The organism is Paenibacillus sp. J22P165 (assembly GCF_059692015.1).
The window spans coordinates 580,865-601,077 of record NZ_JCAUAP010000004.1; the positions used below are offsets into that span (position 1 = coordinate 580,865).

The window sequence follows — 20,213 nt, forward strand, 5'->3', positions numbered from 1 at the left end:
ATGACGAAGCCGAATTTGCTCGTGATTCAAACCGATCAGCAAAGCTGTTGGACGTTAGGCATCTATGGCGGGCGTGAAATTGAGACGCCTTATACGGATTCCATTGGAAAGGATGGGGCCGTGTTTCACCAATTTTTCACTAATTCTGCGTTATGTACACCTTCGCGGGGCTGTTTTGTAACGGGTCGATATCCACATGCGAATGGTGCATATGCGAATGATTTGCGTCTCGGCCGGGACGAAATCACGTTAGCGCAGCTTTTGACAGAGGAAGGGTATGACACAGGCTATGTTGGGAAATGGCATTTGGACGGTACGCCTCGTCCTGGTTGGATGGAGCCGGAGGATGCGATGGGTTTTGCAGATACTCGTTATATGTTTAATCGAGGGCATTGGAAGAGTCTGATTGATGTTCCTGGGGGACAGCCGCTTCATAGTATTGATATTGGCGATGCGAAGACGTATACGACGGATTGGCTGACGGATAAAGCGATTGCTTTTATTGAAGAGGAGAGAGAGCGTCCTTTCTATCTCATGCTCAGCATACCAGATCCGCATACCCCATATTCGGTGAGAGCCCCGTATGACACGATGTATGATTTGAATGCAATGGAAGTGCCGGAGACGTTCCACAACAGTGTTCGCCCTGCTGGCATTGGCGGCGGCAAGGTGGATGTGAGAGGCAATTGGAACGAGGGCATGCTAAGAGCGGCGAAAGTGCAATATTGCGGTGAAGTGAAGTGTATCGACGACAATGTGGGGAAGCTGCTGCAGACATTGGAAGAACGCGGGCTAACCGAGAACACGATTGTGGTGTTTACGTCGGACCATGGTGAATACATGGGGGAGCATGGACTTGTCCATAAAAATAACCTGTACGAGACCGCTTATCGTGTACCTATGCTGATGCGTTGGCCTGCAAGTATTCCACAAGGGGTGCATGTGGATAAGTTGGTAAGTGTCGTCGATTTCCAGCAAACGATGGCTGGATTAATGGGCGTGGCAGCGAGCGGTCAAGAGCAAGGAAGAGATGCGTCACCGTTCTTGCGTGGAGAGGATCCAGCATGGAAGGATGAAGTGTTCATTTATCATAATACGCAAGAGAAAATCGGTATTTTTACGAAACGATATGAGCTTGTTTATGTTAAAGAAGGCGATCATATTTTGTTCGATCGTGTGAATGATCCGCTGCAGAAGAACAATGTATTCGGTCATGAGGCGTATCGTGAGCAGGTGGAGGAGTTGACAGCCGCCATTATTGGTCATTGTGAAGAAGTGGCGAGTCCGGAGCTTGCGTGGTTGCGGGAGCGGTTGATAAATAGATGGATTTTCTCCAGTTAAAACGAGTTTTAAGGTGTAATCGTAGAAAATAGATGTACGTTTTACAGGTAAGAAGCTGCACCTCTGCCTGCCCCAAACAGAAATCAAAAAAGCCCTCAACCTGAAGCAAACGCTTCATGCTGGGGGCTTTATGCTAGACTAACTAAACCACCAATACACCGGAATAAACAAAATCGACGTCATGATCCCAGCGGCCCCCATAGCGAAGCCGCTCATACTGCCTTCCTCCTCGGAATCCTTGAGGAGCCGTGCGGTACCAATGCCGTGTGCCGCAGTTCCGACGGCGATGCCGATCGATAGCGCGTCTCGGATACCGAGCCATGACAGCAGCTTGCGGCCAATCATGCTCCCGAACAATCCGGTGAGCACGGTGAGCACTGCTGTTAACTCCGGCAAGCCGCCGAGATGGCGCGATATTTCCAAGGCGATCGGCGAGCTCACCGACTTCGGCAGCATGCTGAGGAGAATTTCGCGGCTTCCGCCGAGCAGACCTACCAGCGTAGCGGCACCAAGGATGCCGGTTAGCGAACCAATCGTCACCGCGAGCATGATGCTGGTGATATGCTTTTTGATCAATCCCGCATGCTTATACAGCGGTACACCTAGCGCAACAGTTGCTGGGCCAAGCAGCACGGTAATCATGTCGGCGCCGACCTTGTAGGCAGCATAGGGGATATGGAAGCTAAGCAGGATGCAGATGATAAAGCCAGAACATACAAAAAGCGGATGCAGCCAACGCCACCGCTGATGAATGTGCTGAGCAGCCGTGTAGGCTGCGATACTGAGTGCAATGCCGAAGATCGGGTTCATGAGCCAAGCGGAAGTTGTCATTTCATCCCGCCTTCGATGGTCTTTTGCCCACTGGAACCGATTGGCATGCGTTGACCTTGATCTTCACGCCGTTGCAATTTAGAAGTAATAAATCCAGTAACAAGTAGGACAGCTATTGAACTCCCTATTACGCCAACCCCGATGGATAGCCAATTTTGGCCGATCAGAGGGAAGAACGCCATTGTCCCCACAACAAAAGGCAGAAAAAACAGCATCATATGTCCAGTTAGCCAATTTGCCGTCGTTTCCACCCACTCCAGTTTAATGAGCTTCGTGAAGAGTGCGATTGTAAAGAGAATAAGTCCAATAACATTCCCTGGAAGCGGGACGTGAAAGCTGGTTTGAAGCCAAATACCTATCATGTTAAAAGCAAGTAATATCGCGAGTCCTCGCATAAGGTCCCCCTGTCTGTTAGTCGCAAGTTGTTGATAATGAACCATCCCCCTACCGTGCAGGAATTCGTATGCTTACCATTGTACCTTCGCCTGGCCGACTTTCCAACTCAATTCCGTATGAATCACCGAAGTAGAAAACGATGCGATCATGCACATTTTTGATCCCAATATGTGTTTCATCGAGTGTGTCTGATGGTTGTGCTAGTCGATTTCTTAGCTGTTGCAGTTTCAATTCATCCATGCCAACTCCATTATCCTTCACCTGAATGAGTAAGTCATCCCCCGAAATGTGGGAAGATACCTCAAGCAGTCCTGCTTGACTACTCCGTTCCAGTCCATGTACGAAGGCATTTTCGATCAGCGGTTGTAAGGAAAAGTGCAGCACTTGCAACGTCTCACTATTCGCCATCAGTTGTTCACGATACTGAATTTTTTCCCCGAAACGCAGCTGTTGGATTTTCACATACAGTCGAATGTGAATCAATTCCTCTTGCAGGGTAACCGTTTCCTTGCCAGTTTGAATATGGATGCGGAACAGGCGGCCAAGAATGCCAACCATTTCACCGACATCGCGCTGTCCGCTCATAATGGCCTTCATTTGAATCGTTTCTAAGACATTGGCAAGAAAATGCGGGTTAATTTGGCTTTTCAAAGCGCCATATTGCGCGACTTTTTGTTGGGCTTTGGCCATGGAGGAAAATTCAATATAGTTTTGCAGATCTTCTAACATCTTGCGAATCCCTTGGTACAGCACGCCGAACTCGTCTTGCCGATCTGAGCGAATATCGACATCGAAATTACCTAAGCCCACCATTTTTACCTTGCGGCTTAGAAGAATGATCGGTTTTGTCACGCGCGCGGATAGAATGAACATGAAGAGCACGGCAGTTCCTAGGGATAAGAAGGCTAACGCCAAAATAATTTTGATCAAAACCGTCGCTTGCTTCGTCATCTCTTTCTCATCGATGGATTGAATGACCTTCCACCCCGAATAGGGCGAGGTCACGAAGTTTATGAACGAATTGGCTCCGGCGAAATAAGCGTAAAAACTGCCATTTTCATCATGAAGAACCGTTTGAAGCTTCTGAGGATCTAACGTAGTGGGTACATTTGCAGTCGCCGGCGTACTTTCGGAGTTGTAAATGCTGGCTCCTTGGCTATCGATAATTGAGAAGTTACGTTTACTGGTCTCCGACAGTGTCAAAATTTCACGTAACGAATCCAAGCGAATATCAATGAGCATAACCCCTAGCGGCTGCTTACTTCCGACCTTATTAATGACCCTCGCAATGGAAATAACAGGATCTTTGGCATTGACACGATGAAAGGGAAGGTGGGTCCCGAACAGTACGATACCGCCTTTACTTTGCTGTGTTTGTAAGTACCAGGCCTCCTTCGTGAAGTCCTTCACATCATAATCCGAACGATTGAAGTTGGCCGAGTAGAAGACACGAGAACCTGCATAAATTTGCACGCTATCCACGTTTTTAATCGTCATTTCAATAGAACTGACAAAGTTCTCAATCGTGTTGCCGTATTGAATAAATTGATCATTGTTGTTCTCATCCTCGTCCGCGATCCAATGCGCTAACGCGTTCTGCAGCTGTCCATCCATTTGCGCGTTGAGCGTGCCTTTTTCAATACTTTGCAAATATTGGTCAATATTGAAGGACAGATTGGTGAGAATCAGGTTTGAGGAGCTTTGGTACTCATTTTTGACAGCTTGAATCGAAAAGAAATAGATAATGACCGAGATGATCAATAGGGGGACCGTGATAATCCCAATCATGAGTACGAAAATCTGATGATTCACATGCTTCATCCGATAGGTTTGCGAGAGCCGCCGCCATGCGTTCAAAGGTTACCACCCCCACTTTTTTCGATAGTCGGTAGGGGTCATATGCGTGATACTGCGGAAGGTTTTGACGAAATGTTTGTAGCTTTTATACCCGCACATCGTGCATACATCTGTAACCAAGTATTCGGGCTTCTTCAAGCATTCTTGTGCATAATGGATGCGAATTTCGGTCACAAACCGCATGTAATTCTTATCTAGCTTTCTTTTAAAAATACGACTTAAATACGATGGGTTATAGAAGAAACGATCGGCAACCATTTGCAACGTAATATCTTGGTCAATATGCTCTTTAATATAAGCTTCAATATGTTCAAAAATAAGCCCATCCGGGTGATTAGATAGCGTGGACTCATTCCGATATACTTCGCTGACCTGCACCATCCATGCAGCAAGCCAGCTGAAGAGCGCCTCAAGCGTTCGGAAATCATCTACACACGTCAGTTTAAGCAGTTTCTCGCTGTAAACGCCTTCCACAGGAATTCCGTTTCGATGAGCGAATCGAAGGGTGATAGCGATAATTTCTTGGATAAAGACGAATCCGCGTTCCAGCGACGTGTGGGGCAAATGAGTGATTAAATCTTGGGCAAATCGGTGCATGAGCTGCTCAATATCAGTTTTATTTCCAGCTTCAAGACTAGAGATCACACGGTTCTTATCCCCTTCATCCAGAAGCAATCGTACATCTTTGGCACGCGCAGGTACTTCACTTACTTCCATCGGAAAGAGGACCTGTCGATTCGTTTGAAAATAGCGTTGGTACAGTGCTTGATCCGTTAGTCGGAGCCGTTGCGTTAATTGGGAACTGTCCGTTGTTGATCTGCCAATGGCCATAAATAAGCTGGAGTCGGTGGTTGAAAGAGAGTGATTATGAATCTCCTGTATGTTCTTTTGATCTTCCATGACGGCGATTGCATAGCATTTTGCTCGATCTATATATACGAATAGGTGCATGGGAATACTTGAGCCATACATGGTTTCTAGAGCTGTCTGAATGTTAAGCTCGGCTTTTTGGCGAAACGCTTTTCTTTCATAAGTTGGAGTGGTAGCCATAGGTAGCCAAGTTACGACAAAGGGTTGATAAGTAAACGCCATGCTTCCAAAGTCACGCAGCTGAAGAGAAATACCTTCCTCCCAAGCGGCATGCTCATCTTCCAAAAGGAATTTAACCAGTTGATTGTTCTTAAAGCTATTGGTTTCTCTGGCCTGTTGTTCCAACTCTGTACGCAGAATCTTGTCGTTACGTCTTTGTTTAAGTGTTGCCATACAGCTTTGAATGGTTGACAAGCTTTCCTCGTATTCCATAGGCTTAAGTAGGAAGGCATGCACGCCGCCAAGACGAATTGCTTTTTGAGCATATTCAAAGTCATTGAATCCAGTCAATATGATAAAGAGGGTATCCGGGAGTGCCGCTCGAATGTGTTCAATCATCTGAAGTCCGTCCATCTCTGGCATACGAATATCGGTAATGATCAGGTCGGGTTCCTCGCGTAGCGCAGTAAGCATGCCCTCCCTGCCATTATCAGCTTCAACAATCGTAGTTACACCAAGCTCTGACCAATCAAAATAGTGCTGTAAACCAGCTCGGATCAGAGGTTCATCCTCGACAATTAGCAGTTTATACATGAAGTTCCCCCAGATTGTTAGGACTTGAAACCGTTCTATTATTAAAGTATACCATTAAAATTATTGAAAAAGAGGCTGTCCTTTGCTAGAAACCGAACAAGTCAGAATACGACCATGAATGTAAAGATACAGGGATTCTTCTTGTTTTCAATATGATTTATGCTTAGCGCAAGGAATGAAACGAAAGCGATTTTATTCCACAAATGATAACGGGGGTGCTCAAATGAGGGCTATGAAAAAAGGGCTTATGACACTGATCGGCGTTGCTCTTGTCGGGTCACAGTTAGTTGCATGTACGAACACATCAACGAATACACCAGCGAACACAGCCACGAGTACGGAGGTCGGTAAGACGACTTCACCAAGTCCAGTGGCTGCGAAGCCAGTCGAGATTACGTGGTGGAATTTCCCGAACTTTCAACCGCTTGATGGGGAAGTTGGGAAATACGAGAAGGGGATCATTGCTGCTTTTAACAAGAAACACCCAGAGATTAAAGTTAACCTAGAGATGATTACCTTTGAAGGTGGTCCGCAAAAGCTGAACGTTGCCATCGCTTCGAACTCGGCGCCAGATGTGATCTACGATGCTCCGGGACGTATCATTGACTGGGGGAAGAAGAAGCTTCTCGCTCCGCTGAATGACATCGTGACAGAAGATGTGAAGAAAGATATTACGCCAGCACTATGGAAGCAATCCATGGTTGGTGATCAGATTTACATGTATCCGATCAACACAGCGCCGTTCATGATGGCTGTAAATAAGAGCGTTTTCGAGAAAATCGGTGCCCTTGATTTGCTTCCGCTAAGCCGTCCTGATCGCACTTGGACAGTGGCTGAATATGAGAAAGCGCTGCAAGCCGTGAAGGATAAAGCGCCAGAAATTATTCCAACTGGCTTCTTCGCCAAAAGCACCGCAGGTGACCAAGGAACACGCGCATACATTGCCAACTTAGGTGTTTCAAGATTTCTAAGCGAGGATAATTCCAAAGTAGCCATCAACACCGACAATGCTGCTAAGGCGCTGGATTGGGTAGTTAAAGCGACGAAGGATAAGCTCAGTGTCGCTGGCTCAGCTTCGCTTGCAGCTGCAGATGTAAACGATTTATTTCTACAGGGGAAATTAGCCTTTACACTCAACTACTCCGCTGTGCTGAAAGCGCAAAACGTACCGAACAAAAAGGTGCAATTCGAAGATATTCTCCTGCCGTTCCCTACGATGGACGGATCCAAGCCAAAGCTTGAGCCGTATTTGGGTGGTATGGCGGTGTTCAATAATGGGAATGCCGACAAGATTACAGCTTCCAAAAAACTTATCGACTTCATTGCAAACGATCCTGAATACGCCAAGAAGAACTTGATTCAAACAGGTGGACTCTCTGTTCGTACGTCCGTTACTGGTCTCTATAACGATCCCGAATACAAATACGCAGAAATCGCGCGTGAATTCATTACCGATGCTCCAACAATCGCTGATGGTTATGCAGAAATTCGTACTTTCTGGTTCCCAGAGCTGCAACGTGCACTAACTGGCGGAGCAACAGGGAAAGAAGCGCTCGACGCATTTGCTGCCAAAGCGAACGAAGCCATCACCAAGGCCAAAAAAGATCAAGCAGCTACCAAATAAACGAGAGGTACGTCCTCTGGGAGTAGAGTGCGTGAGTGCTCTACTCTTTTTAAACTCACATGAGAAGGGGAGGGAAGCATAATGGAGGTAACGGTTCGTAAACCGAAGGGATACATACGTCGAGACTGGCTTATGAGCTATCTATTCTTACTGCCTGCTCTAGGATTCTTTCTACTATTTGTTGCATACCCGATGTTAAAAGGGATTTATATTAGCTTTTTTGATTACTCCTTGCGTACATTTTCCTTTATTGGATTCGATAATTATGTGTCTCTCATTCATAATGAAACTTTTCTGAAATCGATGCGAAACACCTTGCTGCTTGTTGTCATTACGGTTCCTATCGTTATCATTTTCTCACTATTCGTAGCCGTATCGATCTATAAGAAAAAGGAATTTGCACGCTCTTTCTTCCGAGGCGTCTTCTATTTACCAGCTGTTTCTTCCGTTGTAAGTATCACGGTTGTTTGGGGCTGGATTTACCATCCGAATTACGGGATTCTCAATTATTTGGGCAGTTTAATCGGTCTTGATCCAGTTTCTTGGCTGGGTGACCAGCGAACAGCGTTACTAGCGATTATCGCCGTGCTTATCACAACTTCTGTCGGCCAGCCGATCATCTTGTATGTAGCATCCCTAGGAAACATCCCAACTTCATATATTGAAGCAGCAGAGATTGACCGAGCTACGCCTTGGCAAATTTTTATCAAAATCATTTGGCCCATGCTCATGCCGACGAATCTTTATATCATCGTGATCACCACGATTAATACGTTCCAGTGTTTTGCCTTAATCCAGTTACTTACATCGGGTGGACCTGTTTATAGTACGTCAACGGTGATGTACGGTGTGTACGAGCAAGCTTTCGTACTTGGTCATTTCGGCAGCGCATCAGCTATGGGTGTCTTTTTGGCCATCATAATCGGCATTATTTCACTCATTCAATTCAAATTTTTTGGCAGCGATGTTGAGTACTAGGAGGGGACATCATGAGTTCATACGCTAGTCAAAGGGCATTTAAAGGCTTTTCCACCTTATTGTTGATCCTTTCTACGTTGTTTTTTATTTTTCCATTTTACTGGATTGTGACCGGTGCTTTTAAAATACAAACCGTTGCCACACAGATTCCGCCTGAATGGTTTCCACTAAAGCCAACCTTGCAGAACTGGACGGATTTGTTCAAAAATCCCGTGTGGCGCTGGACATTTAACAGCTTTGTCATCGCTTTGCTCGAAATGTTCGCGATATGTCTCGTCTCTGCTTCTGCAGGTTATGTGTTGGCGAAAAAGGTATTCCCTGGCCGTGTATTCATCTTTACGATGTTCATCGCTGCCATGGCGTTGCCTAAACAAGTGATTCTAGTCCCGCTGTTCACGATGTTAGCTGACTTTGGATGGGTCAATACGTATCATGGTCTCATTCTACCGGCAATCGGTTGGCCATTCGGCGTTTTCCTGATGAAACAATTTTCACAGACGATCCCCGGTGAATTAATTGAAGCCGCTAAGATCGACGGTTGCTCGGAATTCCGCCTCTTTGGAACGATCATCTTACCTCTTTTAAAACCCGCATTAGGCGCGTTAGCTATCTTTACTTTTATTGCATCCTGGAACGACTACTTCAGTCAGCTAATTATGACGAGATCCACGTCAATGATGACCTTGCCACTCGGTGTGGCGACGATGCAGGGCGAATTTACAACCAATTACGGAATTATGATGGCAGGAGCGGCACTCGCGTCTGTTCCCATGATTGCGATCTTTCTCGTGTTCCAAAAAGCCTTTACACAGGGCATTACGATGGGTGCTGTAAAGGGATAACAAGTTTGATCAACATGAAATTAATCACTCGGAGGCTATCTACTTATGAAAACTTATGACTTAGACGCATTTCGGGGCATCATCATTGCCCTCTATTCCAGCTATGATGAACACGGCGAAATCAACACGAAAGCGGTGCGCGAAGTCGCCCGTCACTACGCAAGCGTTGGTGTAAAAGGGTTATATGTTGGCGGCAGTTCAGGCGAAGGGATGCTGCAGTCTGTGGAAGAACGTAAGCTTGTTCTTGCTGCAGTTATGGCAGAAGTCGGCGATGAGTTGACGATTATTGCTCATGTCGGAGCGCCAGCTACACGAGATAGTGTTGAGCTTGCAAAGCATGCTGCGGAAGTTGGCGCACACGCCGTTTCGGCGGTGCCAGCCATTTATTATCGCTTATCCCCGCAAAGTGTGGAAAGTCATTGGCAAGCGATTATCGATAGCACGTCATTGCCTTTTATTATTTATCATATTCCGCAAACGACCGGCTTTCACTTATCTAAGCAGCTGTTAACTAAAATGGCGGCACAAGACAAAGTCATCGGCGTGAAAATATCCGCAGAAAGCACGTTTGAACTGCAGCAATTTAAAGCAGCTGGAGGCCGTGATTTTCTTGTTCTCAATGGTCCTGATGAGCAGTATTTGGCAGGGAGAAGCATTGGCGCAGATGGTGGAATTGGGGGGACGTATGGCGTGATGCCGGAGCTTTTTCTGAAAATAGAGCGATGCTATGTGCAAGGGGATTTGGCTGAAGCACAGCGTTGGCAGTTCATCGTCAATGAACTGATTGTTGAATTGCTATCGTTCCCATCCCTGTACGGAGCATGCAAAGCGATTCTTAGATTGCGTGGCTTCGATTTGGGCGAGCCGAGAATGCCGTTATTGCCAGTGGTGACGGAGGCAGATCATGCGCGAATTGAGCAATTGAATGCGAGAATACTGTCTTATATCGAGCAGGCGAACGCCTAAAGAGAGGGGGGATTCGGATGAAGCGCAGTGATATTTTTCCTGTGAGTGGTCTGATCGTTTCCTGTCAGGCGCTGGAAGATGAACCTCTGTATGGCGGAGACACGATGGCGAAGATGGCGAGAGCCGCTGTTCAATCCGGGGCTATTGGCATTCGGACGAATGGGATTTCGGATATTTTGATGATAAAAAATGAAGTGAATGTCCCTGTGATTGGTCTAATAAAAAGAGTGATTCCAGGCTCTGAGGTGTTTATTACACCGACTTTGGAGGAAGTAAAAGCGATTGTGATGGCGGGGGCTGACGTCGTGGCGTTGGATGTCACGGACCGGGAGGGGCGATTGGAAGCCGTGAAGCCGCTTATTGCTTGGGCGCAGGCGATGGGCACTGCGGTTATGGCGGATATTTCTACCTTCGAAGAAGGTCTGGCAGCTGAAGCGCTCGGCGTTGATTTCATTGGGACGACACTTTCGGGGTATACGTCTTACAGCACACAGCAGGAAGGGCCTGACTTCGCGTTACTGCGTGCGCTGAGTGATAGCGTTAAGGTACCCGTCATTGCGGAAGGCCGGATCTGGACACCAGAGGAAGCTGTGAAAGCCATGGCATGCGGAGTGTCGCATGTGGTGGTAGGGAGCGCGATCACACGACCGCAGTTGATTACGGAGCGGTATGTCAAAGCGTTGCGTCAGCGTGTCTAGGGGGATTGTTATGAAAACGTATGTAGGAAATCCCTCTGCGTCTTACGCCATCGGCGTTGATATTGGCGGCACCAAAATCAATGCTGGCCTCGTGAGTGCGCAAGGTGAAGTGATCCATTCCGTCAGCGTAACGACATTGGCTGGGGAAGCGGATACGGTAGATCGTATTTTGCTGGCAATTGGAAAAATAATGGAAGGAATACCGTCCGCTCAGCCTGAGCTAAGCTTGAGGGGGATTGGCGTGGGGAGTGCAGGCCAAATCGAATGGGAAACGGGCACGGTTCGTTCTGCATCCGAGCTGATTCCTGGCTATGCAGGTACGCCGCTCAAAAGTATCCTGCAAGCTCATTATGGGCTGCCTGTTATCGTCGATAACGATGTGAATGTGCTAGCCCTAACGGAGAAATATGTGGGAGCTGGGCAAGGTGTAGAACATTTTCTTTGCCTTGCACTTGGCACTGGCGTTGGTGGCGCCCTCGTTGTGGAGGGGCGACTTGTTCACGGTGCATGGGGCGGAGGCGGTGAGCTCGGCCACATGTCCGTTGATTTTGGCGGTATTCCCTGCGTGTGCGGCGGAATCGGCTGCTTGGAGCAGTACGCGTCAGGAACTTCCATTGCGAAGCGAATGCGCAACAAGCTTGCCACTCTTGGCTTAGGGGAGGAAATGGTAGACTCCCGTGAAGTATTTGCCCGCTGGCAGCTCGGTGATCCTGTGGCGACAGAGCTGATGAATGAAACCTTGGCGGCGCTTAGCGCAGCTATTGCTTCTTTGATTCATATGTGTAATCCTTCGTTGATCGTTATTGGCGGCGGTGTTTCGGAAGCGGGAGAGCGATTGTTTGTGGAACTAAGGCAGGAGGTATCGCGTAGAGTAATGCCTGCGATGTGGGAAGGTGTTCGGATTGTGCCAGCCTATCAAGGCAATTCGAGCGGTATGATCGGGGCTGCGTTGCAGTTGTGGGAATGATGGATGGTATGGCAGGAAAGAGTCTCGCTGGTGAAGCGAGGCTTTTTGTTGTTCTGAAAGCGATACAGAGGGTAGGTTCTGTCAGTTAAAATAATAGTTCATGTTATATATCTTGACATTAACTGTAGTGGTGCTTAATATAAGGACTTAAATAAGTTCGGAATAGGGAGAGGTGAGCTGATGATGAATGCTTTCGAGAAGGAATCGACCCAAGGTTATATCCCTTTACAGCCTGAAATGGCGTGGTGTAACGCAGGTTATCAAGAATATAAAGCACCTGGAGACGCTCATCATACCCCTGCACTTTTTTATCAATTTCGCTCCAAAGCTGTCGAATCGCCAGAGTTTGTAGCCATTCCAGACGGTCATGTGGACATGTTATTTTGCTGTGACGCTAGTCAGCCTGACATCCAAGTATATGGCTCTGTGCTCTCCAGACACACGATTTTACTGAAAAGAAATACCGACTACTTTGGTGTTCGGTTCCTTTCTCTTCATATGACTGGTAAATCAAACATTGAGATGAAAGACTTGATAAGTCACTCTTGTAGCTTATTAGACTTTATCAAAATAAGTCCAAGAAGCATCGAACCTATTTATACAGCGGCAACGTTCACTGAAAAGATACGCTTCTTTCAGGAAATACTCGGTGAAGTGCTAACTATTCAGCAGGATTCACGACTCATACGTTTTGCTTTAAATCAAATGATCATATCCAAAGGGAATATGAGTGTAAAGGATCTGGCGAGCGAAACTTCTTATTCGGAGCGTTATCTTCGTAAGCAATTTGAGCATTTTGTCGGCTTATCCCCCAAAGTGTTTGGCCAAATTACACGATTCCAGCACGCATTGAATGGGTTAATGACTATACAACAAGCCTCTGCGATTTGGGAAACCATTTCGGAACATGCTGATTATTATGATCAAGCTCATTTTATTAATGAGTTCAAGAAGTTTTATCAAGAAACGCCACATGCATGGATGAAGCTTCACTCCTCTCATCTTAACAACTTTATCAGTTTTGATGTTACATAAACTAACATGAGGACCGTTTTTTCCAATATTTCCACAATCCCTTCTAGTATACTAAGTTCATCGAGATGAACTAAACACTAGAACAGAAGGGGACTACACGGATGAAAATGATGAATTCAATGAAAAAGACGGTAATTCTGGGCACGATGTTAACAATGGCAATCACGCCATTGGCGCCATTTGGTTCGCTTCAAGCTTATGCACATGGCGGCAGCTTTGAAGATGAATACATGGCATTACGACCAACACTTGAGGAATTTGGAGCTGCAGTGTACTGGGATGAAACATCAAAGACGATTCAAGTTGTGAAGGATGGTAAAGTCGCTCAACTTCATTTAGATAGTGCCAATGTCAACGTGAATGGTACGCTTCGAACACTTGCAGTGCCTGTTGTGATGAGGAATGGTATCACGTATGTATATCATGATTTTATCAATGAGATCTTCCAATCTGATGCAGTCTCAAGTGTCCAAATTTCAAAAGATACGAACCCACTTAATCCGTTAAGCGCTGGAGAGATAGAGAAGGCGGTCAGCATTGTCAAAGAATCTGAAAACTATAAAGAGACGATTCTTTTTACAGAAATCTCTCTGAAACCCCCCGCGAAAAGCGATGTGTGGAATTATGTCCTAACTGGAGAAAGGAGTAAAGTTCTTCCTAGAGTGGCTGAATTCGTAGCATTGGAAGGTAAACATGTTATTGAAGGTGAAGTAAATCTCGCCGATGGCAAGCTGACCAAATGGGAAACAAAGGAAGGCGCTCATGGCATGGTTACACTGGACGATATGATAACAGTTCAAAGTGTGATTGAAGGGGATGTTGCGTATGCCAAGGCTATTGCGAAGCGTGGTATTTCGGATATTAAGAAAGTTGTAACGACACCTTTGACGGTTGGTTATTTTGGGGGCGAGGATGATCTGATTGAAGATGCCCGTCTATTGAAAGTTGTGTCCTATCTGGATACAGGGGATGGGAACTTCTGGGCACACCCTATTGAAAATCTTGTTGCCGTTGTCGATTTGGAAAAGAAACAAATTACTAAAATCGAGGATAACGGGGTTATCCCAGTTCCGATGCAAGCAAATCCATATGATGGTCGTAACTTTGCGGATAAACTAGCACAGAAGCCTCTTTCAATTGAAGAAACAGCAGGTAAAAATTACAATTTAACAGGTAATATGATTTCTTGGGGGAACTGGGATTTCCATTTGCGATTGGATAGTCGTGTGGGACCTATTCTTTCAACAATGACGTATAACGATCAGGGAGAGAAGCGTAAGATTATGTACGAAGGCTCGCTAGGCGGCATGGTCGTACCATATGGGGATCCGGATATTGGTTGGTACTTTAAAACGTATTTTGATTCTGGAGAGTATGGTATGGGGACACTAACTTCCTCACTGGTCAAAGGGAAAGATGTTCCGGAAAACGCGGTGTTGCTAGATGCTGTTACGGCCGATACACAAGGAAATCCTCGTACGATACCGAATGCGATGGCTGTTTTCGAACAATATGCAGGTCCTGAATACCGGCATGATACGATGTCGGCGCAAGGTACTGATAGTAAAGAACGTAGAGAATTAGTTGTGCGCTGGATCTCTACGGTGGGTAATTATGATTATATTTTTGACTGGGTGCTGCAACCAAATGGTACGATTAAAATCGATGTCGGGGCCTCTGGGATTGAAGCGGTAAAAGGTGTCGTAACTAGTAATATGCACGATGCAACGGCGGTAGAGGATACGAAATATGGCACATTGATTGATAAAAATATTGTTGGCACTACACATCAGCATATTTATAATTTTAGACTTGATATGGATGTGGATGGAGAGGGCAATTCTTTTACTGAGATTGATCCGAAAGTCGCTGAGAACATGGATGGCGGGCCGCGTAAAAGTGTAATGATTACAGAGCAAAAATCCATAAAAACGGAACAAGAAGCTACCCAGAAATTCGATCCATCTACAATCCGAATTCTAAGTAACCCGAATAAAGAAAACAAAGTAGGTAATCCGGTCTCTTATCAAATCATTCCTTTTGCTGGTGGTACGCATCCGATTGCCAAGGGAGCGCTATTCAGTGCTGATGATTGGCTATTCAAACGTGCAGGCTTTATGGATAAGCAAATTTGGGTAACGACTTACCATCCGGATGAACGTTATCCTGAAGGCAAATATCCAAATCGCACTGCGAAGGATACAGGTTTAGGACAATTTACAGCTGACAATGCCTCGATTGAAAATACGGATGACGTGGTGTGGATCACGACAGGTGCTACACACGTGGCTCGTGCGGAAGAGTGGCCAATTATGCCAACGGAGTGGGTACACGCGATGTTGAAACCGTGGAACTTCTTCGATAATACACCAACTTTGAATCTGCCATAAAATAGTTTATTAAGGTAATCAATCATTAGGCAGGTTAAAGCTAGACAAGAAGCTGTTCGCGCGTAGGAGTTAGCTACGCGGAGAACAGCTTCTTTGTTATTCTCCTCGCCAGTTGCCATGCCGATAGTCGGATGGTGTGGTGCCGGTTGAAGTTTTGAACAAGCGAGCAAAGTGAAACGAGTTTTTGAAGCCGCAGCGCATAGCGATTTCGCCAATGGCTAAGCCTGTTTGTGTCAATAATTCGTTGGCCCGCAGAATGCGATAGTTCCATACGAATTTGATCGGAGTGATCCCTTCGTGCTTACGGAATAAGCGAACGAGATGTTCAGGAGAAAGGCCGACTGCATTGGCAATGCCTTCCAGCGACAGATGGTCATGGAAATGCTGTTCGATATATTTCTTCGCGTGTAGAACAGAAGGATGTGTAAGCTGCATGTGGTTGCTAGTTGTTTCAGCAATAAATAACTGAAGGGCTGCTAATCCAAGGGTGCAAAGTGTTTCTGAGCCTGCGTCATAGCGTAATCGTAAGGATATCAGAATATCAGTTAAACGATTCATTTCTTCACTAATGGATTGAGTAGCTGGTAATTCCTCCAACTGCTGACGCTGATGTACGGAGAGCTCATCCACATGGACGGCAATCCAGCGATGCCAGGTTTCATGTTCTTTTGCGAATGTGAACTGTTCATTGTGGCCCGGCGTTAGAAGGATGACTTGACCCGGCTGGACAACATGAGGAACCTCATCAATATATACCGTCATCGAGCCAGTATGCAGCAAGACGAGCTGAAGATCCGTTTGTATACGGGGGCCAAAGCGACTCCCGGGCGGATACACGACAGTTCCGCCAAAAGTAGACTTGACTTTAGGTATTCGAATAATGGGTTCTGTACTCATAATCGTGATCCTTTTCAAGGAGTTAGTTGTAACGTCCATATCAATTACAGATATATTTCAATCAATCACAGCCATGTTCGAAATGCGAGTTCGTCTGTATGCTAAGTATATAGCTGGAGCTTACAATTTGAAAGGGGAAATGGATGTGCAAAGTCAGGTTAAGGAACGATTGACACCTATCGGTGAAAAGGAATTAGCATTTTTCCATGAGCATGGGTATTATTTGTTGAAAAAAGGTTGCAGTGAAGATCTAGTTGATGCCTTTAATGGACATATTCACTCGATACGATCAGCAGATGAGATTGCCGAATGGGCGCTCCCCAGAAAAGGTGGTCAAGAAATCTCTCAAAAGGACCGCTTCTCTGTGCGATTATTTAATCCGCATAAACAAGATGGTTTCTCACAACAAGTCATGAAGCTCCCTGTTATACGTGGCGCTCTCGCTCAAATGATGGGGGAGGAGGCTGTATGTGTGCAAAGTATGTACTTCTATAAGGAACCAGGTTCACCAGGTCAAGCTCCTCATCAGGATTACTACTATATCAAGGATGATCCAAAGTCGATGATTGCTGCTTGGATCGCTTTGGAGGATCTTGTGGATGAAGAAAACGGCTGTTTATGGGTCATTCCAGGCACGCATAAGCTGGGTTTACTGCCACATGGAAAGGTAACGAATCTTGAGGAGCATGAGAGCTGGACAGATGAAACTGAAGGTGTTGATTTGAAACAAGAGATTCCAGTTGTGATGGAAAAAGGGGACATTTTATTTTTCCATGAGCTGCTCATTCACTCGTCCTACAAAAATCGCAGCAAAGACCGTTGGCGCCGCTCGTATGTGTGTCATTATATTCGCAATGATTCCGTTGTTCTGTTCCGGGAAGACCTACGGGTCAAATATCCCCTGTACTAAAGGAAAAAAGCAGCATCTTCAAGAGGTTAGCCCTCATGGAGATGCTGCTTTTTTTTCAGCTCTTCGTTCTGTGATTCGCGATGAACAGTAACCCGAAGGAAATCAGAATAATGGCTGCTGCCCAGTACCAGGCAAGTGTTTGATTTCCAGATTCCACAGCGATGTAAATAGCAGTTGGCAAGGTTTGGGTCTTATGCGGGATGTTGCCCGCGATCATGAGCGTCGCTCCGAACTCGCCAAGCCCTCTGGCAAAGCCAAGGATGTACGCGGCAATGATAGAGCGCCATGCCAAAGGTAGCGTAATATACCAAAGTACCTGCCACTCGCTAGCTCCGATGGATCTTGCTGCGTCCTCTAGGTCTTTGCTGACCATGGAGAAGCCGGTTTTCATCGTTTGGTACACGAGTGGGAAAGCTACCACGATCGAAGCAATCACAGCAGCGCCCCATGTGAAAATGATTGATTGATGGAACACATAATCCATAAGGTGTCCAATCCAGCTCCTTTTGCCTAACAGTATGAGCAAAATGAAGCCGACGACGGTCGGAGGCAGCACCAAAGGCAAGAGAAAAGTAGTCTCGACGACGATTTTCCCGGGGAAGTTCCGACGTGTCATTTTCCAAGCAGCTAAACCACCGAAGATAAGAACGAACACACTGGATACAATGGCAACTTTTAATGATAAAAGGATCGGATCAAGAAATTCAGTCCAGTTGATCTGTTCCATGCTTATTTAGGGATCGAGAAACCGAATTTAACGAATACATCTTGGGCTTCTTTACTTTGCAGATAGGTGAAAAAGTCGGACGTTTCTTTGCTATGTTTGGTTGCTTTTACGATGCCGGCAGGGTATTCAATCGGTGTGTATGTTTTTGGATCTACGCTGAAAGCAACTTTCACACTTTTGGAAGTGAGTGCATCCGTTTTATATACGAAACCAGCTTCCGCATTGCCTGATTCTACATAGGTAAGGACTTGGCGTACATCTTTGCCTTGCACGATTTTTGCTTGCAGGGAGTCCCAAAGCTTCACATTCGTTAATGCTTCTTTGGCATAGCTGCCAGCTGGGACGGTTGCAGGCTCGCCAACGGCTAAGTGTTTGATGCTATCGCTGGAGAGATCTTCAGCTTTCGTTACGGCGACCTTGCCATCCGTAGGGACGACGGCAACTAATTCATTGATCAGCAAGTTTTTTTGCTGCGCCGTTTCAATCAGTTGTTTGTCTACTAGAGCTTTCATATTTTTGGTTGCTGCCGAGAAGAATAGATCCGCAGGAGCACCTTGTTCGATTTGCTGTTGCAAGGCACCAGAAGCACCGAAGTTGAAGTTAAGTTTGATTTGTTTGTTTTTGGTTTCGTAGTTCGTTTGAATTTCTTTCAATGCATCGGTTAAGCTGGCTGCAGCGGAAATCGTTAATTCAACTTTTTCCGTAGGTACTGGTGTTGCAGTTGGTGCTGCCGTTGCTTGTGTGGCTTGCGTTGGTGCTGTGCTCACTGCTGGTTGAGCTTTTTCACTGGAGCATCCCGTGATGATCATCGTTGCAATTGCGAAACATGATAAAACCACACTAAACTTCTTTGAAATTAACATAGTTCACCCTCCGATAATGATTAATCTATCTATTTAGATATAAATGATGATATCTAATTATGTTTAATTATATATAACCATATTTAATACGTCTATATCAGGATTGAAATGCACCTTATATCCGCTTATGATAGGAAAGAATGGTTTCGAAAGATACCTAATGGAGGTTCCTATGACAACAGATGTTTCCTATACAACGGAAGAAATAGCTAAACTTTTGAAAATCTCCAAATTAACCGTCTATGATCTGATCAAAAAAGGGGATCTAGCCGCCTACCGTGTCGGTAAGCAAATGCGTGTAGATGCAGCGGATCTTGAAGCCTATAAAACGCGTGCCAAAGGTGGCAAGGCTCCCGTTGTTTACCACGAAGCATCTGAGTCTAATGCTCAGCAAGCGGTGTATGCCGGGCAGTCGCCCAAACAGTCCATTGTCATTACCGGACAAGATGTAAGCTTGGACATCTTAGCCAAACATATCGAAAGACAAATCGCACCCTACAGACCGCTTCGCGCCTATGTCGGAAGTCTGGATAGCCTGATCGCCATGTACAAGGGTGAATCGGATATTGTGAGTACGCATCTGCTCGATGGGGATACAGGAGAATATAATCTGCCCTATATACGGAAATTGCTGATTGGTTCTTCCTATGTGGTTGTGAATCTGGTCTCGCGTTCGGCGGGGTTATTCGTTCAAGAAGGCAATCCGAAGCAACTCCATGGTTGGGCAGATCTTAAAAGAAGCGATCTTCGCATGGTGAATCGTGAGAAAGGTTCTGGCGCACGTGTGCTTCTAGATGAGCAGCTCCGACTTCATGGTATCTCACCGCAGTTGCTTCGCGGTTATGATCACGAAGAATCGAATCATATGGGTGTTGCAGGTAAGGTTGCTATCGGCGAGGTGGACTTCGGTATTGGTATCGAAAAAGCTGCATCGATGGTTGGCGGCGTTGATTTCATCCCGCTTATTCAGGAACGTTATGATCTTGTGATGTTAAAAAAGCCAGAAAACCTCGCTTGGATCGATCGGGTTCTACGCATTTTACAATCGGAAGCTTTTCAGAATGAATTACGTCCTATCCGCGGCTATGACCTATCATTGACAGGACGCGTGTTATACGAGACATAAGAGAAAACGTCATTGCGGGGAACGACATGTCCTAATGTGCCTAATAACGCGAAAAATAACGAAAATCGGCCAAACAGCGCATCTACGTTCCCTTCAGCTTCGATTTCAGCTAATTTCAGCCCAATAAGGCAATTGGGTTCCC

Annotated in this window: 18 protein-coding genes; 11 read left to right on the forward strand and 7 right to left on the reverse strand. The window is 46.0% G+C overall.

Annotation, left to right across the window (positions count from 1 at the left end; genetic code table 11):
* On the forward strand, nucleotides 1-1,341 hold the full coding sequence (locus AC58QM_RS12605) for a sulfatase-like hydrolase/transferase (RefSeq protein WP_497284371.1): 1,341 nt from the start codon (nucleotides 1-3) through the stop codon (nucleotides 1,339-1,341).
* Between the two features lie 138 nt (nucleotides 1,342-1,479).
* Here AC58QM_RS12605 and AC58QM_RS12610 read toward each other — a convergent pair whose 3' ends face one another.
* Genes AC58QM_RS12610 through AC58QM_RS12625 form a run of 4 tightly spaced genes read right to left on the reverse strand, consistent with a single transcriptional unit; the run spans nucleotide 1,480 to nucleotide 6,048 of the window.
* Nucleotides 1,480-2,172, reverse strand: coding sequence for an LrgB family protein (locus AC58QM_RS12610; protein WP_497284373.1), 693 nt, complete (start codon nucleotides 2,170-2,172; stop codon nucleotides 1,480-1,482).
* Nucleotides 2,169-2,567, reverse strand: a complete 399-nt coding sequence (locus AC58QM_RS12615) for a CidA/LrgA family protein (protein WP_497284375.1) — start codon at nucleotides 2,565-2,567, stop codon at nucleotides 2,169-2,171. The genes AC58QM_RS12610 and AC58QM_RS12615 overlap by 4 nt, the downstream gene beginning before the upstream one ends.
* 49 nt (nucleotides 2,568-2,616) lie before the next feature.
* Entirely contained in the window at nucleotides 2,617-4,425 is a 1,809-nt protein-coding gene (locus AC58QM_RS12620; RefSeq protein ID WP_497284377.1) for a cache domain-containing sensor histidine kinase, read from the reverse strand.
* Nucleotides 4,426-4,428: 3 nt separating this feature from the next.
* A complete protein-coding gene (locus AC58QM_RS12625; protein ID WP_497284379.1) occupies nucleotides 4,429-6,048 on the reverse strand; it encodes a response regulator in 1,620 nt (539 codons plus the stop codon).
* 223 nt (nucleotides 6,049-6,271) lie between these two features.
* Between AC58QM_RS12625 and AC58QM_RS12630 the strand changes: the two genes are divergently transcribed.
* The 8 genes from AC58QM_RS12630 (at nucleotide 6,272) to AC58QM_RS12665 (ending at nucleotide 15,548) form a co-directional block, all read left to right on the forward strand.
* Entirely contained in the window at nucleotides 6,272-7,672 is a 1,401-nt protein-coding gene (locus AC58QM_RS12630; RefSeq protein ID WP_497284381.1) for an ABC transporter substrate-binding protein, read from the forward strand.
* A gap of 81 nt (nucleotides 7,673-7,753) precedes the next feature.
* Nucleotides 7,754-8,650, forward strand: a complete 897-nt coding sequence (locus AC58QM_RS12635; RefSeq protein WP_497284383.1) for a carbohydrate ABC transporter permease — start codon at nucleotides 7,754-7,756, stop codon at nucleotides 8,648-8,650.
* Between the two features lie 11 nt (nucleotides 8,651-8,661).
* Nucleotides 8,662-9,492: a carbohydrate ABC transporter permease gene (locus tag AC58QM_RS12640; protein WP_497284385.1), complete on the forward strand. Its 831-nt coding sequence runs from the start codon at nucleotides 8,662-8,664 to the stop codon at nucleotides 9,490-9,492.
* A 45-nt stretch (nucleotides 9,493-9,537) separates the two neighbouring features.
* Nucleotides 9,538-10,458, forward strand: coding sequence for a dihydrodipicolinate synthase family protein (locus AC58QM_RS12645; RefSeq protein ID WP_497284387.1), 921 nt, complete (start codon nucleotides 9,538-9,540; stop codon nucleotides 10,456-10,458).
* A gap of 17 nt (nucleotides 10,459-10,475) precedes the next feature.
* The gene (locus AC58QM_RS12650) at nucleotides 10,476-11,156 is read left to right on the forward strand and encodes an N-acetylmannosamine-6-phosphate 2-epimerase (protein WP_497284389.1); all 681 of its coding nucleotides are present in this window, start codon (nucleotides 10,476-10,478) and stop codon (nucleotides 11,154-11,156) included.
* Nucleotides 11,157-11,166: 10 nt separating this feature from the next.
* Nucleotides 11,167-12,123: an ROK family protein gene (locus AC58QM_RS12655; RefSeq protein ID WP_497284391.1), complete on the forward strand. Its 957-nt coding sequence runs from the start codon at nucleotides 11,167-11,169 to the stop codon at nucleotides 12,121-12,123.
* Nucleotides 12,124-12,303: 180 nt separating this feature from the next.
* Nucleotides 12,304-13,158: a helix-turn-helix domain-containing protein gene (locus AC58QM_RS12660; protein WP_497284393.1), complete on the forward strand. Its 855-nt coding sequence runs from the start codon at nucleotides 12,304-12,306 to the stop codon at nucleotides 13,156-13,158.
* A 101-nt stretch (nucleotides 13,159-13,259) separates the two neighbouring features.
* Complete coding sequence (locus tag AC58QM_RS12665) at nucleotides 13,260-15,548, forward strand: copper amine oxidase (protein WP_497284395.1); 2,289 nt, start codon at nucleotides 13,260-13,262, stop codon at nucleotides 15,546-15,548.
* 96 nt (nucleotides 15,549-15,644) lie between these two features.
* On the opposite strand, the gene AC58QM_RS12670 is transcribed toward AC58QM_RS12665, so the two are convergent.
* Entirely contained in the window at nucleotides 15,645-16,445 is an 801-nt protein-coding gene (locus AC58QM_RS12670; protein ID WP_497284397.1) for a helix-turn-helix domain-containing protein, read from the reverse strand.
* A gap of 139 nt (nucleotides 16,446-16,584) precedes the next feature.
* Between AC58QM_RS12670 and AC58QM_RS12675 the strand changes: the two genes are divergently transcribed.
* Complete coding sequence (locus AC58QM_RS12675; protein WP_310499098.1) at nucleotides 16,585-17,355, forward strand: phytanoyl-CoA dioxygenase family protein; 771 nt, start codon at nucleotides 16,585-16,587, stop codon at nucleotides 17,353-17,355.
* Between the two features lie 55 nt (nucleotides 17,356-17,410).
* On the opposite strand, the gene modB is transcribed toward AC58QM_RS12675, so the two are convergent.
* Nucleotides 17,411-18,082: a molybdate ABC transporter permease subunit gene (gene modB / locus AC58QM_RS12680; protein ID WP_497284399.1), complete on the reverse strand. Its 672-nt coding sequence runs from the start codon at nucleotides 18,080-18,082 to the stop codon at nucleotides 17,411-17,413.
* 2 nt (nucleotides 18,083-18,084) lie between these two features.
* A complete protein-coding gene (modA, locus tag AC58QM_RS12685) occupies nucleotides 18,085-18,945 on the reverse strand; it encodes a molybdate ABC transporter substrate-binding protein (protein ID WP_497284401.1) in 861 nt (286 codons plus the stop codon).
* 172 nt (nucleotides 18,946-19,117) lie between these two features.
* Between modA and AC58QM_RS12690 the strand changes: the two genes are divergently transcribed.
* Nucleotides 19,118-20,071 (forward strand): substrate-binding domain-containing protein, encoded by a 954-nt coding sequence (locus tag AC58QM_RS12690; protein WP_497284403.1) that lies wholly within the window; start codon nucleotides 19,118-19,120, stop codon nucleotides 20,069-20,071.
* Nucleotides 20,072-20,213: the final 142 nt, after the last annotated feature.